The organism is Bradyrhizobium sp. Arg237L (assembly GCF_029990105.1).
Classification (GTDB): Bacteria; Pseudomonadota; Alphaproteobacteria; order Rhizobiales; family Xanthobacteraceae; genus Bradyrhizobium.
The window spans coordinates 1-22,265 of record NZ_JAQMIL010000052.1 but is presented as its reverse complement, the minus strand read 5'-3'; the positions used below and the strand labels follow the sequence as shown (position 1 = coordinate 22,265).

Below are 22,265 nucleotides of genomic sequence, written 5' to 3'. Positions count from 1 at the left end.
TTGCAATATGTCGCAAGACCCTGGTCAATGGTTCGCGTTTGTCTGGAGCGGGTGGACCGCCACCTGGCCCACCCAATTGCTCGCCATCATCTGGATTCTGTGGGTCACGAGCTGGGTCGTGGCGTCGGTGTGGTCCGGCCAGACCAAGAAGCATGTCATGACCTCGGAGTCGCTGAGGTACCGCATCCCCATCCTCCTGGGCGCGATCCTGTTCCTGCCGTGGACCGGAAGGATCCTGGGTGAAAAGCCGCTGTGGCAGTTCGGCAGCCTCGGCATCTATGTGATGGCGGTCCTGACGCTTGCCGGAATCTCCTTCACGTGGTGGGCGCGAATCCACCTCGGACGGTTCTGGTCGAACGCTATCACGCACAAGGAAGGCCACCACGTCATTGACACCGGGCCGTATGGCCTTGTGCGCCACCCGATCTATACCGGCCTGATCGCAGGAATGCTGGTCACCGGCATTGCCGTCGGGACGGTGACGGCGATCCTCGGGGCAGTGCTGATCTCGCTCGGCATGGCGCAGAAGGCCCGCATGGAGGAGGTATTCCTCAGCGCCGAACTCGGCGCGGAGGAATATGGCGCCTATCGCCGGCGCGTTCCGATGCTGATCCCGTTCATGCCGGCCGGCTAGCGCAGGATGGTTTCTGCCTAAATCAGCGTGCCGTAGCCCGGGTGGAGCGTCAGCGTAACCCGGGACATCTGCTTCAGCGTTTGCGAGTGGCCCCGGGTTTGCGCGTTCCGCTCCACCCGGGCTACGTGCAGAAATCCGTCACCGTGGTCGCGGCGAGGACTTGTCGCCCGAAGCCTGGCCCCGCGAAGAGCGGGGAGCGGGACTTGTCGGTCGCTTTGCCGGCTCCGCAGCCGTCGCCGTCGTGGCGGGCTGCTGTGCGATCGGCATCAGGTGACGCGGAATGACGATGCGCTGACCGGCGGTCAGCGGGGCGTTATCCGGTAGCTGATTGGCCTGGGTGAGCGCCCACAGCGGGACGTGGTTCGCCGTGGCGAGGCTCTGCAAGGTGTCGCCTGCGCGGGCGAATTGCGGAATGCCGCTATCCCACAGCTCGAGCGGCGCATCCGATGGAACGATGTAGCGCAGCGGCGCCGTCTCGCCCTTGACCTGCATCGGTGTCGTCCCGAGTTGCACGACCGCATTCACCAACTGGTCGTGGATGGTGTCCATCTTGTCGATGTTGATGTGGGTGACTTCCGAGTGATCCTTCAAGTCGTAGCTTGCATAGTGGCCCTGATAGCCTGTCTCCGCGACGACATCGCCGCCCCCCAGCACGCTGTCGGACATGAAGATATTGATGAAGCGCTCGACATTGAGCGGCACTTTCCCCGTTGCGTGCGCCGGATCGATGGCGACAATCAGGTTGACCGGGATATTTTCCTGCTGCAGGACCTCGGCGAATATCACGGAGCAGAGTCCGCCCATCGAGTGCCCGATCAGGACAATCGGAAGAGGATCCTTTTTGTATTCGCGGATCGCCTTCGCGGCGATGAGCCGGCAGATGGTAAACTCGTAGACGTCGGCCTGGACGCCGACCTCCTCGAGGCGGCTGGTCAGTTGATCCATGCCGCGCGAAAAAATCGGGCCCATCGCGCCACGAAACAGATAGGCGCGCACGCGTGGAGTCGGCGGGGGCTGTTCCGGGGCAGGCGGCGGCGGTGCCGCCACCGCAGCGGCGGTATTGGCCTGCTTTGCGGCGGGAGCCGCGAGTGTGAAATTGCAACCAGCCGACCAGACGCAGGCGATAAGCATCGCCCGGAACACAATGGCCATAACCGGCTTCGGATTGATCATGCGCCTTCCGCCTGTGGTTTCGGCGCGCAGATACGCCGGCTCTCGATCGCCGGCAGGCCACTTGCCCGCGTTCAGGATGGACTATCGCGCAGGAATTGGCAGAATTGCGGCGCAACCAATGCGCCGCAATTCGATCGGCCCAGGATCAGTTGCGAGCAGCAGCCGCGCTGGCCGCCCGTGGTGGTGCGGCGACGCTTGCCTCACTCGGCTGCCGTCGCCTCGTCGGCGATGCCGGACTCGGTCGACCGAAGACGACGGCGTCAATCTCGCCGATCACCTTCTGCTGCATGATCTGGTTCTTTTCGATCGTCAGGTGCCCGACACCCGGCACGCTCGCCACATTGACGTTCTCCAGCGTGCCCTGGAAGCCCCTGGTCTTTTCGACCGGCGTGCCGGCGCCGTTGGCGACGTAGAAATTGACGTATCGTCCGACGCGTCCGGAAAGGCTGGTGTGGAACACCGAGTCCAGCCCGATTGCGAGCTTCACGGGAACGCCGAGCTGGTCCAGCCTCCCGACCATGTCGGGCAGGGAGGTCGCGCCCGAGGAGTGGCCGACCAGGATGATGGTCTTGGTCTTGCCGCTTCGGTATTCGGCCGCGGCCTCGTTGGCGAGCGACGACCAGAATACGTAATTGCTGATGGTCACCTGGATGCCCTGGGCCTGCAGCTTGGCGGCAATTTGATCCAGTCCCAGCGAGAAGATGTTCAACACCCCTCGGAGCATATAGACGTGCGCGGTGGAGGCGCGAGCGGCCGCCGATTCCGGCGCAGCCTGCGCCGGGCTTGCGACGACCGGAAGCAGCAGCAACAGCGCGGTCGCGATGGCGCGCAGCCGCGGAGACAAATGCCGGCCGACCAGTCCAGTGTGGCCGCGATATGCGTTCATGGCTCCTCCTCGAAGCGCTACCGAATATTGCCGATGACCGTAACCCCGGCGCGCTCGCAACCGCAACAAAAGCGGTACGCGTAGCGTGGCTTTACTGTTGCGGCGTGTCTCGGGAGCAACACGATCTGCGGGATTCGTTAATGTTTGTCGTGAGCTAGGGGAATGGGCGGGAACTTGGCGAGAACATGGCGACCGTCGGGAGGCAAACGAAATTAGCGGCCGGGCACGCGCTTTTGATTGCGGCATATCCGGCGCGCTTACGGGCTCGATTTGCAAGCCGCTGCTTGGGGCGGCGATCCGCGGTCAAAGCGCTGCTTGGTCCGGCCGCCGCGACCACAAACTTCGATGAACATCGAGATATTTCGTGCGGCTGACAACGCCGAAGATCATTCCGCTTAGCGGAAAACCAAAGATGGATTCATGCGTTGCCGCGGCTTGCTGCCATCAATCCCATGCGGCATGATCGCGCCGCAAAATGGTAGACCACAGTCAATGTGGCTGACGAACCGGGAGGGCTTCATGAAACGAATTCTGTCAGGCGCGTTCGCCTGCATGCTGGCGGTCTCGGCCACCGCGGCGCTGGCGCAAAGCAAGCCGCCGCCGCTCAAGATCGGTGGCATCCTCGACATGTCGAGCCTCTACGCCGACATCACCGGCCCCGGCAGCGAAGCCGCCGCCAAGATGGCGGTGGAGGATTTCGGCGGCGAGGTGCTGGGGCGCAAGGTCGAAGTCGTCGTCGGCGACCATCTCAACAAGGCCGACCTCGCCGCGAACATCGCGCGCGATATGCTCGACAACCAGGGCGTCGAGATGATCTTCGACGTCGCGGCTTCCGCCACCGCGCTTGCCGCGGGCGAGATCGCCAAGGCGCGGGGCAAGATCATCATCTTCAACGGCCCCGGCTCGATCCGCCTCAGCAACGAGGCCTGCGGGCCCTACACCGTGCACTATGTGTTCGACACCTTCGCGCAGGCCAATGTGACGGGTCTCGCGGCGGTGAAGTCCGGCCTCGACACCTGGTTCTTCCTGACCGCCGACTACGCCTTTGGGCAGGATCTCGAGAAGGACACGACCAATGTCGTGGTCAAGACCGGCGGCAAGGTGCTGGGCAGCGTGCGCCATCCGCTCAACACATCGGATTTCTCGTCCTTCCTGCTGCAGGCGCAGGCCTCGAAGGCCAAGGTGGTCGGGCTTGCCAATGCCGGCGGCGATACCATCAACGCGATCAAGCAGGCGGCCGAATTCGGCCTGGCCAAGAGCGGCCAGAAACTCTCGCCGCTGCTCGCCTTCGTCACCGACATCGACAGCGTCGGGCTCGACACAGCGCAGGGGCTGCTGCTTGCCGAAGCCTTCTATTGGGACCTGAACGACGATACCCGCGCGTTCACCAAGCGCTTCATGGAGCGCACCAAGCGCGTGCCGACCTCGGCGCAGGCCGGCGTCTATTCGTCCGTCACGCATTACCTGAAGGCGGTGAAGGCCGCGGGCACCACGGATTCCGCGGCTGTCATGAAGGTGATGAAGGAGACCCCGATCAACGACATGTTCGCCAAGAACGGCAGGATCCGCGAGGACGGCCGCATGGTGCACGACATGTATCTGTTCGAGGTGAAGAAGCCGTCCGAGTCGAAGGGACGCTGGGACGACTACAAGCTGCTCGCGACCGTTCCGGGCAACGAGGCGTTCCAATCGTTGGAGAACTCGCGCTGCCCGCTGGTGAAGAAGTGACGCGAAACGTGGTCGTCATTGCGAGGAGCGTAGCGGACGAAGCAATCCATGCCTCCGCAAGCGGCGAGATGGATTGCTTCGCTTGCGCTCGCAATGACGGCGGGGGATATGATGTCGAGAACCAACAACCAAGAAAGCGAATCCCATGACTGAAAACAGCATCGTCCTGCAAAACCTCGACAACGGCCTGCTCACCATCACCATGAATCGCCCGGAGCGGCGCAATGCGCTGAACCCGGATATGACGCGCGGACTTGTCGAGGCGGCGCGTCGGGCGGCCGAGGATCACGAGGTGCGCGCGGTGCTGATCAAGGGCGCCGGCGGCACCTTCTGCGTCGGCGGCGACGTGAAGTCGATGGCGGAGGGCCGGGCGCCGCTGCCGTTCGAGGCCAAGCTTGCCAATCTGCGCCGCGGCATGGAGGTCTCGCGGATCCTGCATCAGATGGCAAAGCCGGTGGTGGCGCAGCTCGATGGCGCGGCGGCCGGCGCCGGGCTCTCGATCGCGCTGTCCTGTGACCTGCGCGTGGCGAGCGAGTCATGCAAGATCACGACCGCCTTCGCCAAGGTCGGCTTCTCCGGCGATTATGGCGGGACCTATTTCCTGACCCAGCTCCTCGGCAGCGCGAAGGCGCGCGAGCTCTATCTGAGCTCGCCGGTCCTCACCGCACAGGAGGCGCATGCGCTTGGCGTCGTGACCACGGTGGTGCCGGATGCGCAGATTGACGCCGCCGCACGCGAGCTTGCGATGTCTCTGGCACAGGGACCGTCGATCGCGCTCGGCTTCATCAAGCGCAACATCAACAATGCCGAGCATCTGTCGCTCGAGGATTGTTTCGATGGCGAAGCGATCCATCACACGCGCTGCGGCGAGACCGCCGACCACAAGGAAGCGGCCAAGGCGTTCGTCGAGAAGCGCAAGCCCGTCTTCAAGGGCGAGTAGGGATGGCCGGCTATCTCAGGCTGCGCCAGATCTGCCTGGTGGCCCCACAGCTCGCGCCCGTGATTTCTGACATCACCGACATCATGGGCCTGAACGTCTGCTATCGCGACGGCAATGTCGCGAAATATGGGCTGGAGAACGCGCTGCTGCCGGTCGACACCATCCTGCTCGAAGTGGTGGCGCCGTTTCAGCCGGGCACGGCGGCGGGCCGCTTCATCGAGAAGACCGGCGGCCGCGGCGGCTACATGGCGATCTTCTGCTGCGACGATCCTGACGCGCGTGGCGCGCATGCCAATGCCATCGGCGTGCGCACCGCGAACGTCATCACGCATGCGCCCTATCACGGCGTGCAGCTCCACCCGCGCGACTGCCGCGCTGCCTTCATCGAGTTCAACCACACCGACGGCAGCGACGATGTTCTGGGGCCTTATCCCCCGGCCGGGCCGGAGTGGCAGAAACACATCCGAAAAGATGTGACGCAGGCGCTGACGGAAGTCGAGATGCAGAGCCCGGAGCCGCAAGCGCTGGCGCAGCATTGGGGGCGGATTCTTGATTGGCCGGTGAACGGCGAGGCCGAGTTACGCCTGCCGAATTGCAGCTTCCGCTTCGTCAACGGCGAAAGCGAGATCATGAGCGCGCTCACGTTCAAGGTCGCCGATGTTGCGAAGGTCCGCGACGCTGCCGGGAAGAAAGGTCTGAACGTCGCCGGCGATGAATTCTCGTTGGGTGGGGTAACGTTCCGCCTAATGCACTGACTTGTAGGGTGGGCAAAGCGCAGCGTGCCCACCATTCACGGTCCGTCCAAGAGAAGGTGGGCATGCTGCGCTTTTCCCACCCTACGCGTCGGCGCAAGCGGCGTTACCGCCCCTTGAAATTCGCGACGCGGCGCTCGGCGCTGGCTTTGACGCCTTCCTTGAAATCTTCCGTGGCGCGCAGCCTGGTCTGCTCGATCAGTTCATGGTTGGTGGCTGCGAGCACGCGGTCGGCGAGGTCACCGCGCATGGTGGCGCGGGTGGAGATGAGGCCGAGAGGGGAGCATTCGGCGATCTCCTGCGCGAGCTTGAGCGCCTCTGATCGCACCTGGTCCTGCGGCACCAGCACGTTGGCGAGCCCCCAGCGATAGGCCTCTTCGCCGGTGACGCGGCGGCTGGTGTAGAACATCAATTCGGCATTGTTCTTGCCGATCAACTCGGGCAGCGTGAATGTCAATCCGAAGCCGGGATGGAAGCCGAGCTTGGTGAAGTTCGCCGAGAAGCGCGCCTCGGGGCAGGTGACGCGGAAGTCTGCGGAGACGGCAAGTCCGAGTCCGCCGCCGATGGCGGCGCCGTGGACGGCGGCGACGATCGGCTTCTTGTTGCGGAAGATGCGCACCGCCTGCACATAGAGATGGTTGATCGGCAGATTGGCGGCCGGATCGGACTCCGCGCGCGCTTCCTGCTCCTGCCGTGCCGGATCGCTGAAATTGGCGCCGGCACAGAACGCCTTGCCTTTGGCGGCGAGCACACTGCTGCGGATCTCGATGTCGCGGTCGAATTCCTCGAGCGCATCCGCGATCTGATTGATCAGCGCGACGTCGAAGAAGTTCAACGGCGGTTTGCGGATTTCGATCAGGCCGACGTGGCCCTGCTTCTCGACGCCGATATCGGTATATTTGCTCATGAGCGTTCCCCTTTGAATTAGCGCAGGCCGGCCGCGCGCCTAGCGCAAACCAAGTCCGCGCGCAATGATGCCGCGGAGCACTTCCGTGGTGCCGCCCTGGATCGTCAGTTTCGGCGCCGTCCTGATCGCGAACTCGAGCTGCTTCTCCAGCGTCTCGCGGTTGGATGCGGTCTCCTCGACGAAGGCGGCGAGGTCGCGCACCCGGTGCGGCAATTGCTGCTCCCATACGGTGCCGATGTCCTTGACGATGGACGCCTCCACCACCGGCTCCTTGCCGGCCTGCAGCATGCCGGCGACCGAGACCGACATGCGGCGCATGGTGTGTAGCTGCGCCACCAGGCGGCCGATGCCTTCGGCGCTGCGGGTGTCCGGCTTGTCGCCGACGGCGCGCACGAGTTCGGTCAGCACGTAGTAAGTCTCGAGGAAGCGCTCGGGGCCGCTGCGCTCATAGGCGAGCTCGCTCGTCGCCTGCTTCCAGGCGCCGTCAATCTCGCCGAGCACGTGATCGTCGGGCACGAAATAGTCGGTGAAGACGACTTCGTTGAATTCGTACTGCCCGGTGATCTGGCCGATCGGATTCACCTGAATGCCTGGTTGCTTCATCTTGACCAGGAACTGGGTCAGGCCGTGGCGGCGATTTTCCTTGGTCGGCGGCGAGGTGCGGAAGATCGCGATCATGTAGTCGGCGATATGCGCCGAGGAGGTCCAGATCTTGCTGCCGTTGATCAGATAGCCGCCATCGGTCTTGGTCGCGCGCGTCTTCGCCGCGAACAGGTCCGAGCCGGAATTCGGCTCGCTCATGCCGATCGCAAAGCACAGCTCGCCGCGGCAGATGCGCGGCAGGATGTCCATCTTGACATGCTCGGGCGCATATTTCAGCAGCACCGGTCCGCTCTGGCGGTCGGCGACGAAGAAGCGTCGTGTCGGCGCGTTGGCGACCCGCATTTCCTCGGTCACCACATAACGCTCCAGGAACGAGCGCTCCTGGCCGCCATATTTCTTTGGCCAGGTCATGCCGAGCCAGCCCTTGGCGCCGACACGGCGCGAGAATTCCGGTGCGTCGGTGTCTTCGCGGTTGGGCTTGTTCGGATCAAAGGTGCCGGCGGCGATCTCTTCGGCAAGGAAGGCGCGCACTTCTTTACGCAATCGCTCGCATTCGGGCGGCAGGCGGATCGGATCGAAACGTAGGGCTGCAGTCATAGCTCTTTCCGTAAATCAGCGCGAGGCCACCAGCGGCCACAATTCGTCGGCGCCTCTGGCGGCGACGCGCTTGCCGAGCTCGACCGCCCAATGGCTTTCCGAGCCGAAGTCGTCGCGCCAGGCCAGCGCGCGCAGCGAATAGCGGTGCAGGATGTGCTCGATGGTGAAGCCGATCGCGCCGTGCACCTGGTGCGCGATGGCGCCCCCTTTCTCCGCCGCCTCCGCGCAGCGGATCTTGGCGGACGCTGCTTCGAGGTACACCGCGTCGTCGAAGGAGGTCGCGTTCGCGATGGCATCGGCAGCAGAGGTAGCGGCGGCGAGCGCGGCGGCCGATTCGCCAGCGAGGCGTGCGAGATTGTGCTGCACCGCCTGGAATTTCGAGATCTTCTTCTCGAAGGCGACGCGCTCATTGGAATAGCGCACGGAAATGTCGAGCATCGCTTCCAGCGCGCCCGCGATCTGCAGGCTGCGGACCACGCCGCCCATCAGCATCAGCGTGGCTTGGTCAAACCCCTTGGGCGCCGGCTTGATCGTAACAGGCTCGACCTTGTCCAGCGTCACGGTGTCCGAATTGTCGTAGCCGACATTGAGGCCGGCCTCGATCCGGCCTTTGGCAGCGTCGACCAATGCGATCGAGATGCCGCCATTGTTGCCATGCGCCAGCACCGCGAAATGCTTTGCTGCTTTGGCAAACGGCACGCCGCGGGCGCGGCCGGACAGGCTGCCATCGGCATTGAGCGTGATGCGATCCTTTGGGCTCCCGGGGATCACCGTCATCTCGCCGTCGGGAGAAGCGATCTTCGCTTGCGCGAACAGCCAGCCAGCCAGCATGGTCTCGGCGAGCGGGACCGCGACCGCAAACCGGCCGGCGGCGTTGAGCACGGCAAAACCATCGGCCAGACTCGCGCCGGAGCCGCCGAGATCGTCCGGCACCCAGGCAAGCGGCAGGCCGGCCTCGCTCAGCGCCTGCCAGAGTGGCGCTTTCCAGCTTCCCGTCTTGTCACTGTTGATGGTCTGGGCGTCGGCGAGATCGGCAAAGATTTTCTCTGCGGTCTCGACGACGATATTCTCACTCTCCGCCACGGCGTTCCTCAAGTTATGGAATTTGGCACGTCTCGGACGCGCCAAACTGTCGCGCCAAGTGCGTTCCGTTCTTGCGCTTTATGATGCGGAAAAGCCATAGCCGTGACAAGCGCTGTCCGCAGGGCCGCCTGCGGCGGCGGCATGCGAGCCATAGTGCGGAAAGCAAAAATTCCACGCAACGGAGTTCTGGCTTGTCGCGCTGGGTGCGCGATATGGTATGCCAGCGCCGGAACGTTTTGAGCGCAAAAGCTAAAGAGGGAGTGCGGATGTCGAAGGATGGTTTGTATGCAATCGTAACGGGCTCGGCGTCCGGCCTTGGGGCCGCGACCGCGCAGATCCTGGCCAAGGTCGGCGGGCGCGTCGTCGTCAACTATTCCAACAGCAAGAAGGAAGCCGAGGAGACCGCCGATCTCTGCCGCAGCGCCGGCGCCGAGGTCGTGGTGGTGCAGGGCGACGTGTCGTGCGACGAGGATTGTCGGAAGATCGCCGCCGCGGCGGCATCCTGGGGCAGGCTGGATGCGCTGATCAACAATGCCGGCACCACCAAGCATGTCGCGCACGACAATCTCGACGGGCTCTCGGCGGAAGATTTCCAGCGCATCTACGCGGTGAACACGATCGGGCCGTTCCAGATGGTGCGCGCGACCCGTCCGCTTCTTGAAGCCGCCGCGAGCGCGTCGGGGCGCGCCTCGGCGGTGGTGAATGTCTCGTCGGTCGCGGGCATCTCCGGCGTCGGCTCCTCGATCGCTTATGCTGCAAGCAAGGGCGCGCTCAACACCATGACGTTGTCGCTGTCGCGCGCGCTCGCGCCGCTCATTCGCGTCAACACGGTCTGTCCCGGCTATATCGATACGCCCTGGTTCACCAAGGGCCGCGGCGAAGCCGGCGCCAAGCAGGTGCGCGATGCTGTCGTGGCGAGGGTGCCGCTGAAGGTCGCCTCAACGGCCGAAGATATCGCGCAGCTCGTCTGCTTCCTGGCGACGCCGGCCTCGGGCAACATGACCGGCGAGTGCGTGCGCATGGATGCGGGGATGCATCTGATCGCATAATCGTCGATTGCGAGAGCACTGCGGTGGGGTGGGCAAAGCGCAGCGTGCCCACCATCCACGGACCGTGCGAGAAAGGTGGGCACGCTGCGCTTTGCCCACCCCTACGTGCGCGCTCAAAGCGGCGAACGACTACCGCCTGCCGGGATCGGGAATGACGCCGCTCGCCACCAGCCGGTTCCAGATGAACAGCACCACCAGCGCGCCGATCGTGGCGGTGATGAAGCCGGCGCCCTGGTCGGGGCTGTAATGGCCGATGGCCTGACCTATCCAGGTTGCGAGGAACGCGCCGGCGATGCCGAGCACCGTGGTCAGGATAAACCCGCTCGGGTTGTTCGGTCCCGGCGACAGGAACCGCGCGATGATGCCGGCGACAAAGCCGACGATAATGATCCAGAGAATGCCGCTCATGGCGGTCGTCCTTTCCTGAAACGAGAGATCACCGCTTCACACGGTCGCAATTAGATCCGCCTCGAGATTTCATCGTCGTTCGGCAACCGGCCGTCCGGCGTCAGATGATTGATGGCGTCGGGCAAATACTGGCTCAAGCCGCGGAGCAGGTCGTCGCGCGACATTCCGCTCTGCGCGGAGATCTGGTCGATCTGGTCGGCACCCAGCGCATTGGCGAGATCGCCCGGCGCGACCTGCTTGTTCGGGCCGTTGCTGACCCAGGAATCGGCGTGGTCACCAAGGCCCTTGTCCTGGAGTTGCTTGAGGAGATCGCCGAGCCCGCCGCTCAGGACGGTGCCGGCCGCACCACCCGCGAGCAGTCCGCCAAGGCCGCCCTTGAGAAGGTCGCTCAGTCCGCCGCCGGCGGGACCGCCGGGAAGGCCTGCGGCCACGACGTTGCCGGGCGGGGGAGCGGGTGTCTGAGGTGGCGTCGGCGTCGGCGCCTGCCGTGGGGCCTCGCCGGGCTGATTGGTGAAATGCTTGACCGCCTTCCAGGCCAGCAGTGCCAGGATGGCCATGGTCATTGGCGACATGCCGCCCTTGTCGGATTCGGCGCTCGGCGTGCTGGGCCCGCGCGGGCCATTCTGCATGCCGTTGAGTACGTCGAGTAAACCCATCGTCTTCTCCCGCGTATCTGCCCCGCGCCGAAAACATAACGGCCGCCCATGACGGTTACAAGGCACGGCCGCAAGCTGCGGCTTCCGTTCGGTAGGCACAAAATACCAACTCTGCTATCGATTATGGTCACGAGGTTGAACGGCGGATGAATGCTTTAGATCGACCGATCGGGATCGCCGGCGCCGGCAGCATCGGCTGTTTTGTCGGCGGCATGCTGGCTGCCGCCGGCCGCAAGGTGGCGCTGTTGGCGCGGCCGCGCGTGATCGATGAAATCAGGGGTAACGGGCTGCGGCTGACCGGCTTCGACGGGTCGGAGCAAAGGCTTGCCGCGAATGAAATCACGCTGTCGGACGATCCCTCGATTTTTGACGACGCCGGCACGGTGCTGGTCACGGTCAAGAGCGCGGATACCGCTGATATGGCCGACATCATCGCCGGCCACGCGCCTGAAGACGCTGATATCGTCAGCCTGCAGAACGGCGTCGGCAATGTCGGCCTGTTGCGCCAGCGTTTGCCCGGGCGAAAGGTGCTGGGCGGGATGGTGCCGTTCAACGTGGTCGGGCTCGGCGAGGGCAGGTTTCACCGCTCGACATCAGGCGCGATCGTCGTCGAACGGGATGCGGCGGGCACGGCGCAACGATTATCGGTGCCGGGCCTTGCGATGCGCGCCACCGACAATATTGACCGCGTGCAGTGGGGCAAGCTGATCGTCAATCTCAACAACGCGCTGAATGCGCTCTCCGACGTCCCGCTGCGCCGGCAGCTCGCGCAGCGAAGCTGGCGAAAGCTGTTCGCCGACCAGATGGCGGAGGGGCTCGCGGTGATCAAGGCGGAAGGCATCAGGCCGGTGTCGCCGACGCCGATTCCGCCTGGGCTGATGCCGCCGCTGTTGCGGCTACCCGATACGATCTTCGGGGCACTGCTCGGGCGCACCATGAAGATCGATCCGCAGGCGCGCTCCTCGATGTGGGAAGATCTCAAGCGCGGGCGCCGCACCGAGATCGATTATCTGCAGGGCGTCATCACAGATATCGCCGACCGGCGCGGCCTGAAGGCGCCGCTGTCGCGGCGTATCGTCGAACTGGTCAAGCAGGCCGAGGCGGCGGGCAAGGGCTCGCCCGGGTTGACGGTCGAGCAGATCCGAGGCTGATGCCTTGAAACGGCGTCGGTCCCGCACGACTTTCAATGAGGACATGATGAAGGAGGATCGATGAGACGGATCGCCACCGCACTGTGGTCGGTTGTGACCCTGACTCTAGGTTCAGTCGCGGCGTCCCATGCCGCGCCGCCGACGGTCGTCCCTTCGCCGGGCTATGACGCACGATTGCAGGAGAGCCGCGCGGCATCGCGGGCGCCGACCTTTGATCCGGTTGCGCCTGCCCGCAAGCCGGTCGCGCCGCACCGCGCCAAGCGGACCCATCCGCGCTAGTTAGGGCACGTCGTAGCCCGGGTGGAGCGAAACGCAACCCGGGATCTTTGCCTTAGGCGGGGGCGGCCCCGGGTTACGCTTTCGCTTCACCCGGGCTACTACAATTCCGAATGGATCAGCTCCGCTGCTTCGCCTTGGCGGGCGGCGCCGGCGGCTGCGGGGCGAAAATCTTCTTGAACTCGTTCCAGCTCGCGGAGACCCGCGGCCAGTCGCAGGAAAACGAGTCCTTGGCGCATTTTGCGGCTCTGATGCGCTCGGCCCGCTTGACCGGGCTTGCCACCGGCACCGGCACCCGCACCGTCTCGGTCCGCAATGTCACCTTCTGGACGTCCGGCTGCGCGGGCGGTTGCATTGGCGGTTGCTGCGCTTGCGCTTCCTGCTGCTGCTTCAAGGCGAGCGCCGCGGTCATGCTCTCGCGGCGCTGCTTTTCCAGATAGCGTGCATATTCCTGGTCGATCTTCTTCTGCTCCTCCGGCGTCGGGTTGGGGCCGGAGATGTCGAATGAGCGGTCCTGCAGGAAGTCATAATAAGTGTAGCCGCCGCCGGGCTTGCGGCGGCCGGCGAATTTCGCGTTGCAGTCGCCAAGCTGCGAGGTCTTGTCTTCCTTGGTCTTCGCCTTCTCGGCGACGTCGGCGCATTCCTCGAAATCCCTCGGCGTGCCGCGCCACCATTGCGCGTCGACGCGCGCGGGCGCAAGCACGGCTGCACCGGCGGTGGCGGCAACACTGAGCATTAGCAAACGCGAGGCGATCACAGAGGCATTCCCAGCCAGATTCGGACGGGCGAGAGAGTTGGGCGGATTGTCGTCATTTTGATGGCGCTTGTCACGGTGGAACCGTGCGTCCACAGGGTGTGGGCGAGGTCTCATAGCGCACCCGGTCACGCTTGGCTTCGATTAAGATTTTCAAGAAATTTCAAGGCGAAGGACGGCACGCAAGCTGGCCGCGGTCGTTGTCGCCGCGATTCACACAATGGGCTTGGGTCCGGATGGAACCCACGCGACAGCGACGAGGATTTCGCTTACCTCGCCCGGCCGCCACCGTTTTCCGCCCCGCCCAGGATGCAGAACCACAGCGGCGTCTGCTCGGAACGTTCTCAGGCGGCCTTCACGGTCGCGAGGAATTTTGACACTTCATTGCGCAGCAGCTCCGACTGCCGCGACAATTCGCCCGCCGCATCGAGCACATTCGATGCGCTGCCGCCGCTCTCCTCGGCGGCATGCGTGACGTCCTCGATATTCTCAGACACGTCCCTGGTGCCGACGGCCGCCTGCTGGATGTTGCGCGAGATCTCGCTGGTGGCGGCGTCCTGCTGCTCGACGGCGGAGGCGATCGCGGTCGACACTTCGCCCATCGAGCGGATCACGCCGACGATATCGCCGATGGCGCTTGCCGACTCCGTGGTCGATTGCTGGATGTCGCCGATCTGCGCGGCGATGTCGGCCGTCGCCTTGGCGGTCTGCTCGGCGAGCGATTTGACCTCCTGCGCAACCACGGCAAAACCGCGCCCGGCGTCGCCGGCGCGCGCCGCCTCGATGGTGGCGTTGAGCGCGAGCAGGTTGGTCTGGCCGGCAATGTCGGTGATGAGATGGACGATGGTGCCGATCTGCTGGGCGGCGGCCGAGAGCTTCTGCATCTTGTCGCCGGCGGCATTGATTGCCGCAGTCGCCTCCGTCGCGATCCGGGCCGAATCGGTGACGCGCGCGCCGATCTCGCGGATCGAATTGGTGAGTTGCTCGACCGCGGCGGCGACCGCGTTGACATTCGTCGTTGCCTCGCGCGAGGCCACCGTGACCAGACCCGACTTCGCCGAGGTGCGATCGGTCGCGCCCTGCAGCGATTGCGCCGCCGCCTGCAGCTCGGCGGATGCGGAGGCGACAATGCCGACGACGCCGCCGATCGCGGTCTCGAAATCCGTCGCCAGCCGGTCCAGCATCTGCCGCCGGTCGCGGCGTTCGGCCTCGGTGTAGACGGCAAGCGCAATATCCATGTCGAGCAGCGCCGCGTTGACGATCGCGCGCTGCATCGCGGCCTGCTTCGCTGCGGAGCCGCGACTCAGCATGCGCATCGGCATGCGGATCGCGACCTCGCTCACGAGATCCGACAACAGCGCATTGTAGCCGCCGATATACCAGCTCGGCTCGAGCCCGAGCTTGTTGTGAATCTCGCCGATCCGCGTCACGGATGCTTCATAGTCGGCGTCAAAGCGTCCCTCCAGAATGATGGACCAGTGCTTTATCTGCATCTGCTTGGCATGCATCATGTGCTCGCGGCTGCGGAAGAAGCGCGCGGTCTGCGCGAAGCGACTGACGTGATCGTAGAAGCGGTCAAGGATCCCGGGCAGCGCGTCGATGACAAGGCTGCGCGCCTCGCGCAACAAGGCAGTGGCGTGATGGTCGATGCGATGGAAGGCGAGACGGGTGGCAAGGCTGCCGGCGCTATTCACAGAGTGCTCCGGATGGGGAAGGAGTGAGGTGGGGACGGCCGAAAGCGGCCGCTCCGGATTCTTGCGCGATTCGAGCCAGATGACCTTGATCTGGCTCAAGCAAGGCAGGTCAGCCGGTTAACTTGTTGTTCACATCTGGCGCGCGCGTATTCGCGGAAGCGGCCCTTCGACCAGGTACGGACAGCGCGCCGGAACCCTTTCTCACGCGATCAGCCGCGAGCGGCGCCGACCGCCGCGGAGTCTGGCGATCGGACTTTCAGTCTGCTATGAGGTGCCGAAGCTCCGAGAGAGGGGTTCGCGGTCCCGTAGCTCAGCCGGATAGAGCGGCGGTTTCCTAAACCGTAGGTCGGAAGTTCGAGTCTTCCCGGGATCGCCATTCTTCCGGACGCAGGAATCCCGATAAAGACGGGCAGTTCTTGACGTACTGCATCCGTTCCGCCGATTTCAGGACCTCTCCTACTTCACCAGCGAACAGCCGCCGTCCGCCATCGGCCGGAATGCCTGTTCGGCCGGGATGGTCGCGATCAGTTTGTAGTAGTCGTAGGGGTATTTGGACTGCTCGGGCTTCTTGATCTCGAACAGATAGAGCGGGTGAATGACCCGGCCGTCCTGGCGGATGGCGACGTCGCCGAAAAGCTTGTCTTTGTCTCTGAGCTTCTTCATTTGAGGCACGACCTCTTTGGCATCGTCGCTTGCCGTTGCGGCGACCGCGTTGAGATAGGCCAGAGTTGAGGCGTAGACGCCGGCCTGGTTGCCGCTGGGCATCTTGCCGTTCATGCCCGGTCGCGCGGCGAATCGCTTGGCGAAGGCGCGGGTATCGTCGTCCATGTCCCAGTAGAAGGCTTCCAGGAGCTGAAGTCCCTGCGCGACCTTCAGTCCCATGCCGTGCACGTCATTGATGAACAGCAGGAACGCGACCAGTGTCTGGCCGCCTTCCTGGATGCCAAACTCGGCAGCCTGCTTGACCGCGTTGATGGTGTCGCCGCCGGCATTGGCGAGCCCGATAACCTTGGCCTTGGAGTTCTGGGCCTGCAGCAGGAACGACGCGAAGTCCGAGGTGCCGAGCGGATGCTTGCTCGATCCCAGCACCTTGCCGCCGTGCTTTTCGATGTAGCTGGTCGCTTCCGCCTCGATGCCTTGCCCTAGCGCATAGTTCACCGTGACGAAGTACCAGTCTTTGCCGCCGCGCTGCATCATGGCCGCGGCCGTGGTGTTGCCGGTGGCCCAGGCGTCGTTGACCCACTGAATGGTGTTGGGCGAGCAGGCCTTGCCGGTCAGGTCAGAGCTTGCCGTCGAGGACGCCAGGAAGGTCATTCGCGTGCCGCGAAGCAGCGAATTGATGGTGAGGCCGACGGCCGAATTCGGGACGTCGACGATCGCGTCGACCCCGTCGACGTCGAGCCATTTGCGCGCGATCGCGGACCCGACATCCGCCTTGTTCTGATGATCGGCATAGACGATCTCGACCTTGATGTTCTTGCCCCCGCCGGCGAAATCCTCCGCCGCCATCCGCGCAGCTTCCACCGAGCCCATGCCATTGGTGTCCTGGAAGATGCCGGAGATGTCATTGAGCACGCCGATGCGCACGATGTTGTCGGAGATCTCGGCGCTCGCTGCGCTCGCCGTCAGGCTTCCGAGTAGCACAAGGGTCCAGCCCAGCCGCTTCATCATCCTCTCCCCGGTCATGTCCTCGCAGCCGATCGTTGCTCAGACCTGCCGTTCCGGCAGGCGCAGCACGAGCCCATTGAGGTCGGGTGTCATCCTGATCTGGCAGGACAGACGGCTGCTCGGCAGGCGGTCGCAGGCGGTGCCGTCGAGCAAGGCGTCTTCCTCGTCGCCCATCGGCGGGAGGCGCGCAAGCCAGCCATCGTCGACATAGACATGGCAGGTGGCGCACATGGCGTTGCCGCCGCATTCGGCCAGGATGCCATCCAGCCCGTGACGGGTCGCGGCCTGCATCGCGCTCTCGCCGTTGCCGGTCTCGACCCGATCGCTTCGGCCATTGGGATGAATGAAGGTGATCGCAGTCATCGCGTCTCTCGTCATGCCGGAGTGATCGTAACGGGCAGGCTGTCGAGCCCGCGCAGCGTGTTGTTGAAGCGGCGCTTCGGCTCGCCCGTGATCTCGATTTTCGCGACGCGGCGCGCCAACGCCGACAGCATCACCTCGCCTTCGAGGCGGGCCACGAGCTGGCCGACGCACATGTGGATTCCCGAGCCGAAGCCGACATGGCCGCTGGTGCGCCGGTTGATGTCGTAGCTGTCAGGCTGGTCCCAGCGCCGCGGATCGCGATTGGCCGCGCCGAGGAACATCAGCACCTTCTCGCCCTCGCCGACCGGCGCGCCGCCGAGTTCGACCTCTCTCGTCGTGGTGCGGAAGAAGGTCTGAACAGGGCTTTCGAAACGCACCGCCTCCTCGAAGGCGTTGCGCGCCAGCATCGGATTGTTGCGCAGCAATTGCCATTGATCCGGAAAGCGCGCCAAGCAATAGATCGCCGCACCGAGGCCGTTGACGGTCGTATCGAGGCCGGCCGACAGCAGCGAGCGCACCAGGAGCGGCGCCTCGGCGGCGGTGATCTCGCCTTCGTCGACGCGCGCGTGGATGCAGGCGCCAAAGCCGTCGGGCGCGAGGTTTTCGCGCTGGCATTGCTCGGCAATATAGGCCTGGTGCGGCGCCGAGCGTTCGATCGCCTCCTGCCGTAGCTGGTTAGGCGGACCGAACGCGTTGAACACCAGGCTGGCATAAGGGAGCAGATGCTCGCGGCCCTCGGCCTTCAGTCCGAGCGCATCCGGGAAGACCGAGAGCGGATAGGCTTCCGCAAGATCCTCGATCGCATCGAAACTGCGCTTGTCCAATAGCGCGTCGACCCTCGCTTCGGCGGCAGCAGTGAAGCCGTCGCGCACTTGCTTCATGACGCTAGGGGACAGCACGCGGCTGAGCACGGCGCGCATCCGGGTATGGGCGGGCGGATCGGCTTCGAGAATCAGGCTCGGCGGCCGCCATGGCTTCTCCTTCTTGAAATCGCTCAGGCCGACGCCGCGGCTGGAGCAGAAGGTCGCAGGATCGTTCAGCACCGCATGGACTTCGGCGTAGCGCGCAACGCCGTAGACGTTCCACTTATCCAGATACACGACCGGCCCCGCCTCCCGCAGGACCTCATGGATCGGGAAAGGATCGGCGAAGAACTCGATCGCAAAGGGATCAACGTCCAGATGCGGAACGGTGCTGGTCGTGGAAGAGGAGCCGAGTGTGCTCATTCAAGTCCTCCCTCTTGCTTGCCCTATCGCACCAGCCGGAATTTTCCACCATCCACTTTGATGAGAAAGGCGGAACGCTCGTCGTAGCCATTGTGGTCGGTCGGACTCATGGTGGACAGCCCGTTGTTCAAATAGACGTCCTTGCCGCGTTCAAGCTCGTCGCGCAGCGCAGCCCGGAATTCCGGCGTGCCCGGCTTGGCGGTCTTCAAGGCGTTTGCCGCCGCCCTCTTGAACAGCGCGACGGCATCCCACAAATGCGCGGCGAAGATGTTGGGCTTCTGTCCATTCGCCTTTTCGTAGGCAGAGACAAGCTCCTCCCGGACCAGCCGGAACGGATCGTTCGCCGGCAGGTCCTCCGCGATGGTGAACGCTTCCCCGGTAAACACCGCGCCTTCGACATTGGCGCCACCGAGCTTGATGAACTCTTCGGTCGCGACGCCATGGGTCTGGAAAATCTTGCCGGCATAGCCCCGTTCGCGGAGGGCTTGTTGGGGCAATACGGCCGGCGTGCCCGCGGATGCGACGAACACCGCCTCCGGATTGGTCGCCATCACCTTCAAAGCCTGGCCCGTGACGCTGGTGTCGGCGCGCGCATAAACTTCATGCGTCGTCACCGTCAGGCCAAGCGTCGGAGCGAGCCGGCTGACCTCCTTGTAATAGCCTTCGCCATATCCATCCGAAACCCCGATATAGCCCAGCGTCTTGATGCCCGACTTCGCGATATGTTTGAGAATGGCCGCCGCCATCAGGTCATCGTTCGGCACGACCTTGAACGCCCATTTGCGGCGGTCATCCATCGGCTGGACGATGGCCGTCGCAGCCGCCAGCGAGATGATCGGGGTTTTCGATTCCATGGCGATATCGAGCATCGGCATCGTCACTGGTGTCAGCGACGATCCGATCAGGATGTCGACACCGTCCTGGATCACCAGGCGCCGGGCGTTCTGGACGCCCTTGGTGGTATCCGATTCATCGTCGAGCGGGATGTAGACGACTTTTTCGCCGCCGATCTCCTTCGGCAGTGCCGCAACCGTTCGCATCTGTGGTTGTCCGAGCGCCGAGCCCGGTCCGGACGCGGAGACAACGATCCCAACCTTGATGTCCGCATTCGCGTCCGAGGCGCAGAGAACCGCGGTCACGAAGATCCAAAGCCCGGCAAGGCCCAGCCTCATTGTAGTCCCTCCCGCAAGAATTCTTTTTCAAGGCGCGCGGATACGCCGAGGACGTCAGCCACATCCGCGCTCTGCAATTATCGCCTGTCTCGCGGTGTGCGTCTGTCCCCCTGATTGGTGACACATGCCGGCCCAAAAGGGGTGCGGGATGTCGCAGGAGACGCTTCAAACCCGCGGATGTTGCTGATAGGCTTGAAGAAAAATTCGGAGGAAGCGATGGGGACAGGAGCGATGGAACCGGGAGATTCGTCAGGCGTCCTTGCGCCGATGGTGCTTGCCATCGGCCGGCCTTCGTTCTCGCAGGTCCTGATGGATACGGTTCGGGCCGTGGCCGGTGTCGGCCATTGCATGGTGTTTGCCTTTGAGACGGAGCGGACGGCGCGTTGCGCGCTGGGAATCGGAAACATCGGCATCGGGCCGGACCTCGGCGCCGCGTATTCCGAACACTTTCATCTGGCCGATCCGAACCGGGAGACGATCCTGCACCAACGAGCGGCACCTCGCCCGATCGTCCTGCCGAGCTTTTCCCGCCGCATGTATAGCGACAGCTATCGGAAGATGTTTTTTGAGGACGCAGAGATCGTCGACAAGATCGCTGCCGCGATCTGGGTCGACAGCGCCTGTTTCTACGTGAACTTCTACCGGACCACGGAGCAAGGCCGGTTTACGCGCAGTGAGGCCACACGTCTCTGCAACATGGCGCCGGCCATCACCGCGATCGTGGCGCGTCACTGTCAGGAGGAGGTTGTCGCGGAGGCTCCGACAAAACTGCAGACGCTGTTTGCGACCCGCGAGCCGTTCCTCAGGCTGACCGGCCGGGAGAAGGACGTCTGCCTGCGGATCCTGTCGGGCTATGGGTCCGAGGCGATCGCGGCGGATCTCGGGATCAGCCTGCACTCGACCTTCACCTATCGCAAGCGAGCCTATGAGAAGCTCGGTATTTCGTCGCAAAACGAACTGTTCAGCATTGCATTGCGCCTGATGGCGCTGCCCCGCTCCGCGCATTAGCCGGGAGTTCCTGTCCCCAACCAGCGGGACAGACGTCTCTCCGACTCCTCGGGTACGCTTGAGGAATACCCGGAGGGCCAAACCGTGAGCACTGCGCCTCGTATCGATATCGACGTCGCGGCATTCTGGAGCGATCCTTATCCGACGCTTGCAAAGTTGCGTCAGGATGCCCCGATCGCATTCGTGCCGCAGCTCGGCAGCACGCTGCTCTGCAGTCGCGAGGACATCTTCATCTCGGAAAAGCAGATCGACGTCTTCTCATCGCACCAGCCCGCAGGCCTGATGAACAGGCTGATGGGCCACAACATGATGCGCAAGGACGGCGAGGCGCACCTGTCGGAGCGGAAGGCGATCTTTCCTGCGGTATCTCCGAAGACCGTCAAATCTTACTGGACGGCGCAATTCCAGGCCCATGCCGACCGCATCATCGCCGAGCTCGAGCCCGCGGGTGCATGCGATTTCGTGCGCGACTTCGCGCTGCCGTTCTCGGCGGAGTGTTTGAAATCGATCACCGGGCTGACCAACATGCGCTTTCAGGACATGAACGCGTGGTCGCAGGGGATGATCGACGGCATCGCCAATTATATTGGAGACCCCGCCGTCGAGGCGCGCTGTCACGCCGCGACTTCGGGCATCGATGCGGCCATCGATGATATGCTGCCGGTGCTCAGCAAGAAGCCCGATCAAAGCCTGCTCGGCGTGATGCTCGCATCCGGCATGCCGATGGAGAGCGTGCGCGCCAACATCAAGCTTTCGATCAGCGGTGGTCAAAACGAACCGCGGGATGCGATCGCAGGCACCGCCTGGGCACTGCTGACGCACCCCGATCAACTGAGATCGGTCATGGATGGCAAGATTCCCTGGATGCAGGCATTCGAGGAATATGCCCGCTGGATCTCGCCGATCGGCATGTCGCCCCGCCGCATCGCCAAGCCGTGGCAAATCCGTGACGTCGCCTTTGCGCCCGAGGATCGGGTGTTCCTGATGTTCGGCTCGGCAAACCGCGACGAAAAGCATTTCGAACGCGCTGATGAGTTCGACCTTGGACGCGACACCAGCAAAAGCATCGCGTTCGGCGCCGGCCCGCATTTCTGCGCCGGCGCCTGGGCCTCGCGCGCCATGGTCGCCGATGTTGCGCTTCCGGCTGTCTTTGCCAGACTGAAGAACCTCCGCATCGTCGAGAACGAGCCTGTGCGGATCGGCGGCTGGGCGTTTCGCGGGTTGCTCAATTTACCTGTTGCATGGGGTTAGGCACCTCAAGAGATTCGCTTTTAACGGATAGCTACAGAGAACGGCACGTCCAGGTTTTTCCGACTGGATGCGACCGGCTGTCGCGGTGCGCGGATGGTAACGCTTGCTGCACTGCGAGGTGATCGGTTCGCAATTGAAGTCCGGCATCGCGCGGAGTAGCGTAGCGAATAGCGAACCTGGTTTTGGGAGCGCGCCGCGATGAAGGAATATCCTGAGAAGGAAAACCCTGAGCGAAAAATTCCTCGGCGTGATTTGCTTCGTCTGACCATCGCGGGTAGCGGCGCGG

22 protein-coding genes and 1 tRNA gene are annotated in these 22,265 nt (G+C 64.0%); 10 read left to right on the top strand and 13 right to left on the bottom strand.

Annotated features, from left to right (window positions below; all coding sequences use genetic code 11):
- Positions 1–7 precede the first annotated feature (7 nt).
- The gene (locus tag OZ411_RS27905; RefSeq protein ID WP_130579256.1) at positions 8–634 is read left to right on the top strand and encodes an isoprenylcysteine carboxylmethyltransferase family protein; all 627 of its coding nucleotides are present in this window, start codon (positions 8–10) and stop codon (positions 632–634) included.
- A 138-nt stretch (positions 635–772) separates the two neighbouring features.
- Here OZ411_RS27905 and OZ411_RS27900 read toward each other — a convergent pair whose 3' ends face one another.
- Together OZ411_RS27900 and OZ411_RS27895 are read right to left on the bottom strand one after the other, a co-directional pair.
- Positions 773–1,807: a LysM peptidoglycan-binding domain-containing protein gene (locus OZ411_RS27900; protein WP_282530527.1), complete on the bottom strand. Its 1,035-nt coding sequence runs from the start codon at positions 1,805–1,807 to the stop codon at positions 773–775.
- A 145-nt stretch (positions 1,808–1,952) separates the two neighbouring features.
- Positions 1,953–2,693: a hypothetical protein gene (locus OZ411_RS27895; protein ID WP_282530526.1), complete on the bottom strand. Its 741-nt coding sequence runs from the start codon at positions 2,691–2,693 to the stop codon at positions 1,953–1,955.
- A gap of 519 nt (positions 2,694–3,212) precedes the next feature.
- Here OZ411_RS27895 and OZ411_RS27890 point away from each other — a divergent pair.
- The 3 genes from OZ411_RS27890 to OZ411_RS27880 all read left to right on the top strand — a co-directional run bounded on the left by OZ411_RS27890 (position 3,213) and on the right by OZ411_RS27880 (position 6,116).
- Positions 3,213–4,421: an ABC transporter substrate-binding protein gene (locus tag OZ411_RS27890; RefSeq protein ID WP_282530525.1), complete on the top strand. Its 1,209-nt coding sequence runs from the start codon at positions 3,213–3,215 to the stop codon at positions 4,419–4,421.
- Positions 4,422–4,566: 145 nt separating this feature from the next.
- Positions 4,567–5,361, top strand: a complete 795-nt coding sequence (locus OZ411_RS27885; RefSeq protein ID WP_282530524.1) for an enoyl-CoA hydratase — start codon at positions 4,567–4,569, stop codon at positions 5,359–5,361.
- Between the two features lie 2 nt (positions 5,362–5,363).
- Positions 5,364–6,116 carry a hypothetical protein gene (locus OZ411_RS27880; protein WP_282530523.1) on the top strand — a complete coding sequence of 251 codons (753 nt, stop codon included), beginning with the start codon at positions 5,364–5,366 and terminating at the stop codon, positions 6,114–6,116.
- Between the two features lie 103 nt (positions 6,117–6,219).
- On the opposite strand, the gene OZ411_RS27875 is transcribed toward OZ411_RS27880, so the two are convergent.
- Genes OZ411_RS27875 through OZ411_RS27865 form a run of 3 tightly spaced genes read right to left on the bottom strand, consistent with a single transcriptional unit; the run spans position 6,220 to position 9,303 of the window.
- Positions 6,220–7,020 carry an enoyl-CoA hydratase/isomerase family protein gene (locus tag OZ411_RS27875; RefSeq protein ID WP_282530522.1) on the bottom strand — a complete coding sequence of 267 codons (801 nt, stop codon included), beginning with the start codon at positions 7,018–7,020 and terminating at the stop codon, positions 6,220–6,222.
- A gap of 39 nt (positions 7,021–7,059) precedes the next feature.
- Positions 7,060–8,220: an acyl-CoA dehydrogenase family protein gene (locus OZ411_RS27870; RefSeq protein WP_282530521.1), complete on the bottom strand. Its 1,161-nt coding sequence runs from the start codon at positions 8,218–8,220 to the stop codon at positions 7,060–7,062.
- Positions 8,221–8,235: 15 nt separating this feature from the next.
- Positions 8,236–9,303 (bottom strand): acyl-CoA dehydrogenase family protein, encoded by a 1,068-nt coding sequence (locus tag OZ411_RS27865; protein ID WP_282530520.1) that lies wholly within the window; start codon positions 9,301–9,303, stop codon positions 8,236–8,238.
- Positions 9,304–9,569: 266 nt separating this feature from the next.
- On the opposite strand from OZ411_RS27865, the gene OZ411_RS27860 reads away from it, so the two are divergent.
- On the top strand, positions 9,570–10,352 hold the full coding sequence (locus tag OZ411_RS27860; RefSeq protein WP_282530519.1) for an SDR family oxidoreductase: 783 nt from the start codon (positions 9,570–9,572) through the stop codon (positions 10,350–10,352).
- A gap of 129 nt (positions 10,353–10,481) precedes the next feature.
- Here OZ411_RS27860 and OZ411_RS27855 read toward each other — a convergent pair whose 3' ends face one another.
- Complete coding sequence (locus tag OZ411_RS27855) at positions 10,482–10,760, bottom strand: GlsB/YeaQ/YmgE family stress response membrane protein (protein WP_130583799.1); 279 nt, start codon at positions 10,758–10,760, stop codon at positions 10,482–10,484.
- Positions 10,761–10,810: 50 nt separating this feature from the next.
- On the bottom strand, positions 10,811–11,416 hold the full coding sequence (locus OZ411_RS27850) for a YidB family protein (RefSeq protein WP_282530518.1): 606 nt from the start codon (positions 11,414–11,416) through the stop codon (positions 10,811–10,813).
- Between the two features lie 146 nt (positions 11,417–11,562).
- Here OZ411_RS27850 and OZ411_RS27845 point away from each other — a divergent pair, with 146 nt between their 5' ends.
- Positions 11,563–12,567, top strand: a complete 1,005-nt coding sequence (locus OZ411_RS27845) for a 2-dehydropantoate 2-reductase (RefSeq protein WP_282530517.1) — start codon at positions 11,563–11,565, stop codon at positions 12,565–12,567.
- A 60-nt stretch (positions 12,568–12,627) separates the two neighbouring features.
- On the top strand, positions 12,628–12,846 hold the full coding sequence (locus OZ411_RS27840) for a hypothetical protein (protein ID WP_282530516.1): 219 nt from the start codon (positions 12,628–12,630) through the stop codon (positions 12,844–12,846).
- A 115-nt stretch (positions 12,847–12,961) separates the two neighbouring features.
- Here OZ411_RS27840 and OZ411_RS27835 read toward each other — a convergent pair whose 3' ends face one another.
- Positions 12,962–13,579, bottom strand: a complete 618-nt coding sequence (locus OZ411_RS27835) for a hypothetical protein (protein WP_282530515.1) — start codon at positions 13,577–13,579, stop codon at positions 12,962–12,964.
- 362 nt (positions 13,580–13,941) lie between these two features.
- Entirely contained in the window at positions 13,942–15,291 is a 1,350-nt protein-coding gene (locus OZ411_RS27830) for a globin-coupled sensor protein (protein WP_282530514.1), read from the bottom strand.
- 299 nt (positions 15,292–15,590) lie between these two features.
- Between OZ411_RS27830 and OZ411_RS27825 the strand changes: the two genes are divergently transcribed.
- Positions 15,591–15,667: transfer RNA gene (locus tag OZ411_RS27825), tRNA-Arg, on the top strand.
- An 80-nt stretch (positions 15,668–15,747) separates the two neighbouring features.
- On the opposite strand, the gene OZ411_RS27820 is transcribed toward OZ411_RS27825, so the two are convergent.
- From OZ411_RS27820 to OZ411_RS27805, 4 genes are read right to left on the bottom strand one after another with little or no spacing between them, the layout of a single operon-like run.
- Entirely contained in the window at positions 15,748–16,959 is a 1,212-nt protein-coding gene (locus tag OZ411_RS27820; RefSeq protein ID WP_282530513.1) for an ABC transporter substrate-binding protein, read from the bottom strand.
- Between the two features lie 39 nt (positions 16,960–16,998).
- Positions 16,999–17,322, bottom strand: coding sequence for a 2Fe-2S iron-sulfur cluster-binding protein (locus OZ411_RS27815; protein ID WP_282530512.1), 324 nt, complete (start codon positions 17,320–17,322; stop codon positions 16,999–17,001).
- Between the two features lie 11 nt (positions 17,323–17,333).
- Positions 17,334–18,548, bottom strand: coding sequence for a cytochrome P450 (locus tag OZ411_RS27810; protein WP_282530511.1), 1,215 nt, complete (start codon positions 18,546–18,548; stop codon positions 17,334–17,336).
- A gap of 23 nt (positions 18,549–18,571) precedes the next feature.
- Complete coding sequence (locus OZ411_RS27805) at positions 18,572–19,720, bottom strand: ABC transporter substrate-binding protein (RefSeq protein ID WP_282530510.1); 1,149 nt, start codon at positions 19,718–19,720, stop codon at positions 18,572–18,574.
- A gap of 231 nt (positions 19,721–19,951) precedes the next feature.
- Here OZ411_RS27805 and OZ411_RS27800 point away from each other — a divergent pair, with 231 nt between their 5' ends.
- Positions 19,952–20,728: a LuxR C-terminal-related transcriptional regulator gene (locus tag OZ411_RS27800; protein WP_282530509.1), complete on the top strand. Its 777-nt coding sequence runs from the start codon at positions 19,952–19,954 to the stop codon at positions 20,726–20,728.
- An 84-nt stretch (positions 20,729–20,812) separates the two neighbouring features.
- Positions 20,813–21,979 carry a cytochrome P450 gene (locus tag OZ411_RS27795; RefSeq protein ID WP_282530508.1) on the top strand — a complete coding sequence of 389 codons (1,167 nt, stop codon included), beginning with the start codon at positions 20,813–20,815 and terminating at the stop codon, positions 21,977–21,979.
- The last annotated feature ends 286 nt before the right edge of the window (positions 21,980–22,265 follow it).

Excerpts from the sequence above, each read along its gene's own strand:
- OZ411_RS27800 (WP_282530509.1), top strand. The coding sequence starts at position 19,952 with ATGGAACCGGGAGATTCGTCAGGCGTCCTTGCGCCGATGGTGCTTGCC.
- OZ411_RS27880 (WP_282530523.1), top strand. The coding sequence starts at position 5,364 with ATGGCCGGCTATCTCAGGCTGCGCCAGATCTGCCTGGTGGCCCCACAG.
- OZ411_RS27900 (WP_282530527.1), bottom strand. The coding sequence starts at position 1,807 with ATGATCAATCCGAAGCCGGTTATGGCCATTGTGTTCCGGGCGATGCTT.
- OZ411_RS27845 (WP_282530517.1), top strand. The coding sequence starts at position 11,563 with ATGAATGCTTTAGATCGACCGATCGGGATCGCCGGCGCCGGCAGCATC.
- OZ411_RS27840 (WP_282530516.1), top strand. The coding sequence starts at position 12,628 with ATGAGACGGATCGCCACCGCACTGTGGTCGGTTGTGACCCTGACTCTA.
- OZ411_RS27820 (WP_282530513.1), bottom strand. The coding sequence starts at position 16,959 with ATGAAGCGGCTGGGCTGGACCCTTGTGCTACTCGGAAGCCTGACGGCG.
- OZ411_RS27895 (WP_282530526.1), bottom strand. The coding sequence starts at position 2,693 with ATGAACGCATATCGCGGCCACACTGGACTGGTCGGCCGGCATTTGTCT.
- OZ411_RS27835 (WP_282530515.1), bottom strand. The coding sequence starts at position 13,579 with ATGCTCAGTGTTGCCGCCACCGCCGGTGCAGCCGTGCTTGCGCCCGCG.
- OZ411_RS27850 (WP_282530518.1), bottom strand. The coding sequence starts at position 11,416 with ATGGGTTTACTCGACGTACTCAACGGCATGCAGAATGGCCCGCGCGGG.
- OZ411_RS27815 (WP_282530512.1), bottom strand. The coding sequence starts at position 17,322 with ATGACTGCGATCACCTTCATTCATCCCAATGGCCGAAGCGATCGGGTC.
- OZ411_RS27875 (WP_282530522.1), bottom strand. The coding sequence starts at position 7,020 with ATGAGCAAATATACCGATATCGGCGTCGAGAAGCAGGGCCACGTCGGC.
- OZ411_RS27870 (WP_282530521.1), bottom strand. The coding sequence starts at position 8,220 with ATGACTGCAGCCCTACGTTTCGATCCGATCCGCCTGCCGCCCGAATGC.
- OZ411_RS27905 (WP_130579256.1), top strand. The coding sequence starts at position 8 with ATGTCGCAAGACCCTGGTCAATGGTTCGCGTTTGTCTGGAGCGGGTGG.
- OZ411_RS27855 (WP_130583799.1), bottom strand. The coding sequence starts at position 10,760 with ATGAGCGGCATTCTCTGGATCATTATCGTCGGCTTTGTCGCCGGCATC.
- OZ411_RS27890 (WP_282530525.1), top strand. The coding sequence starts at position 3,213 with ATGAAACGAATTCTGTCAGGCGCGTTCGCCTGCATGCTGGCGGTCTCG.
- OZ411_RS27885 (WP_282530524.1), top strand. The coding sequence starts at position 4,567 with ATGACTGAAAACAGCATCGTCCTGCAAAACCTCGACAACGGCCTGCTC.
- OZ411_RS27805 (WP_282530510.1), bottom strand. The coding sequence starts at position 19,720 with ATGAGGCTGGGCCTTGCCGGGCTTTGGATCTTCGTGACCGCGGTTCTC.
- OZ411_RS27810 (WP_282530511.1), bottom strand. The coding sequence starts at position 18,548 with ATGAGCACACTCGGCTCCTCTTCCACGACCAGCACCGTTCCGCATCTG.
- OZ411_RS27860 (WP_282530519.1), top strand. The coding sequence starts at position 9,570 with ATGTCGAAGGATGGTTTGTATGCAATCGTAACGGGCTCGGCGTCCGGC.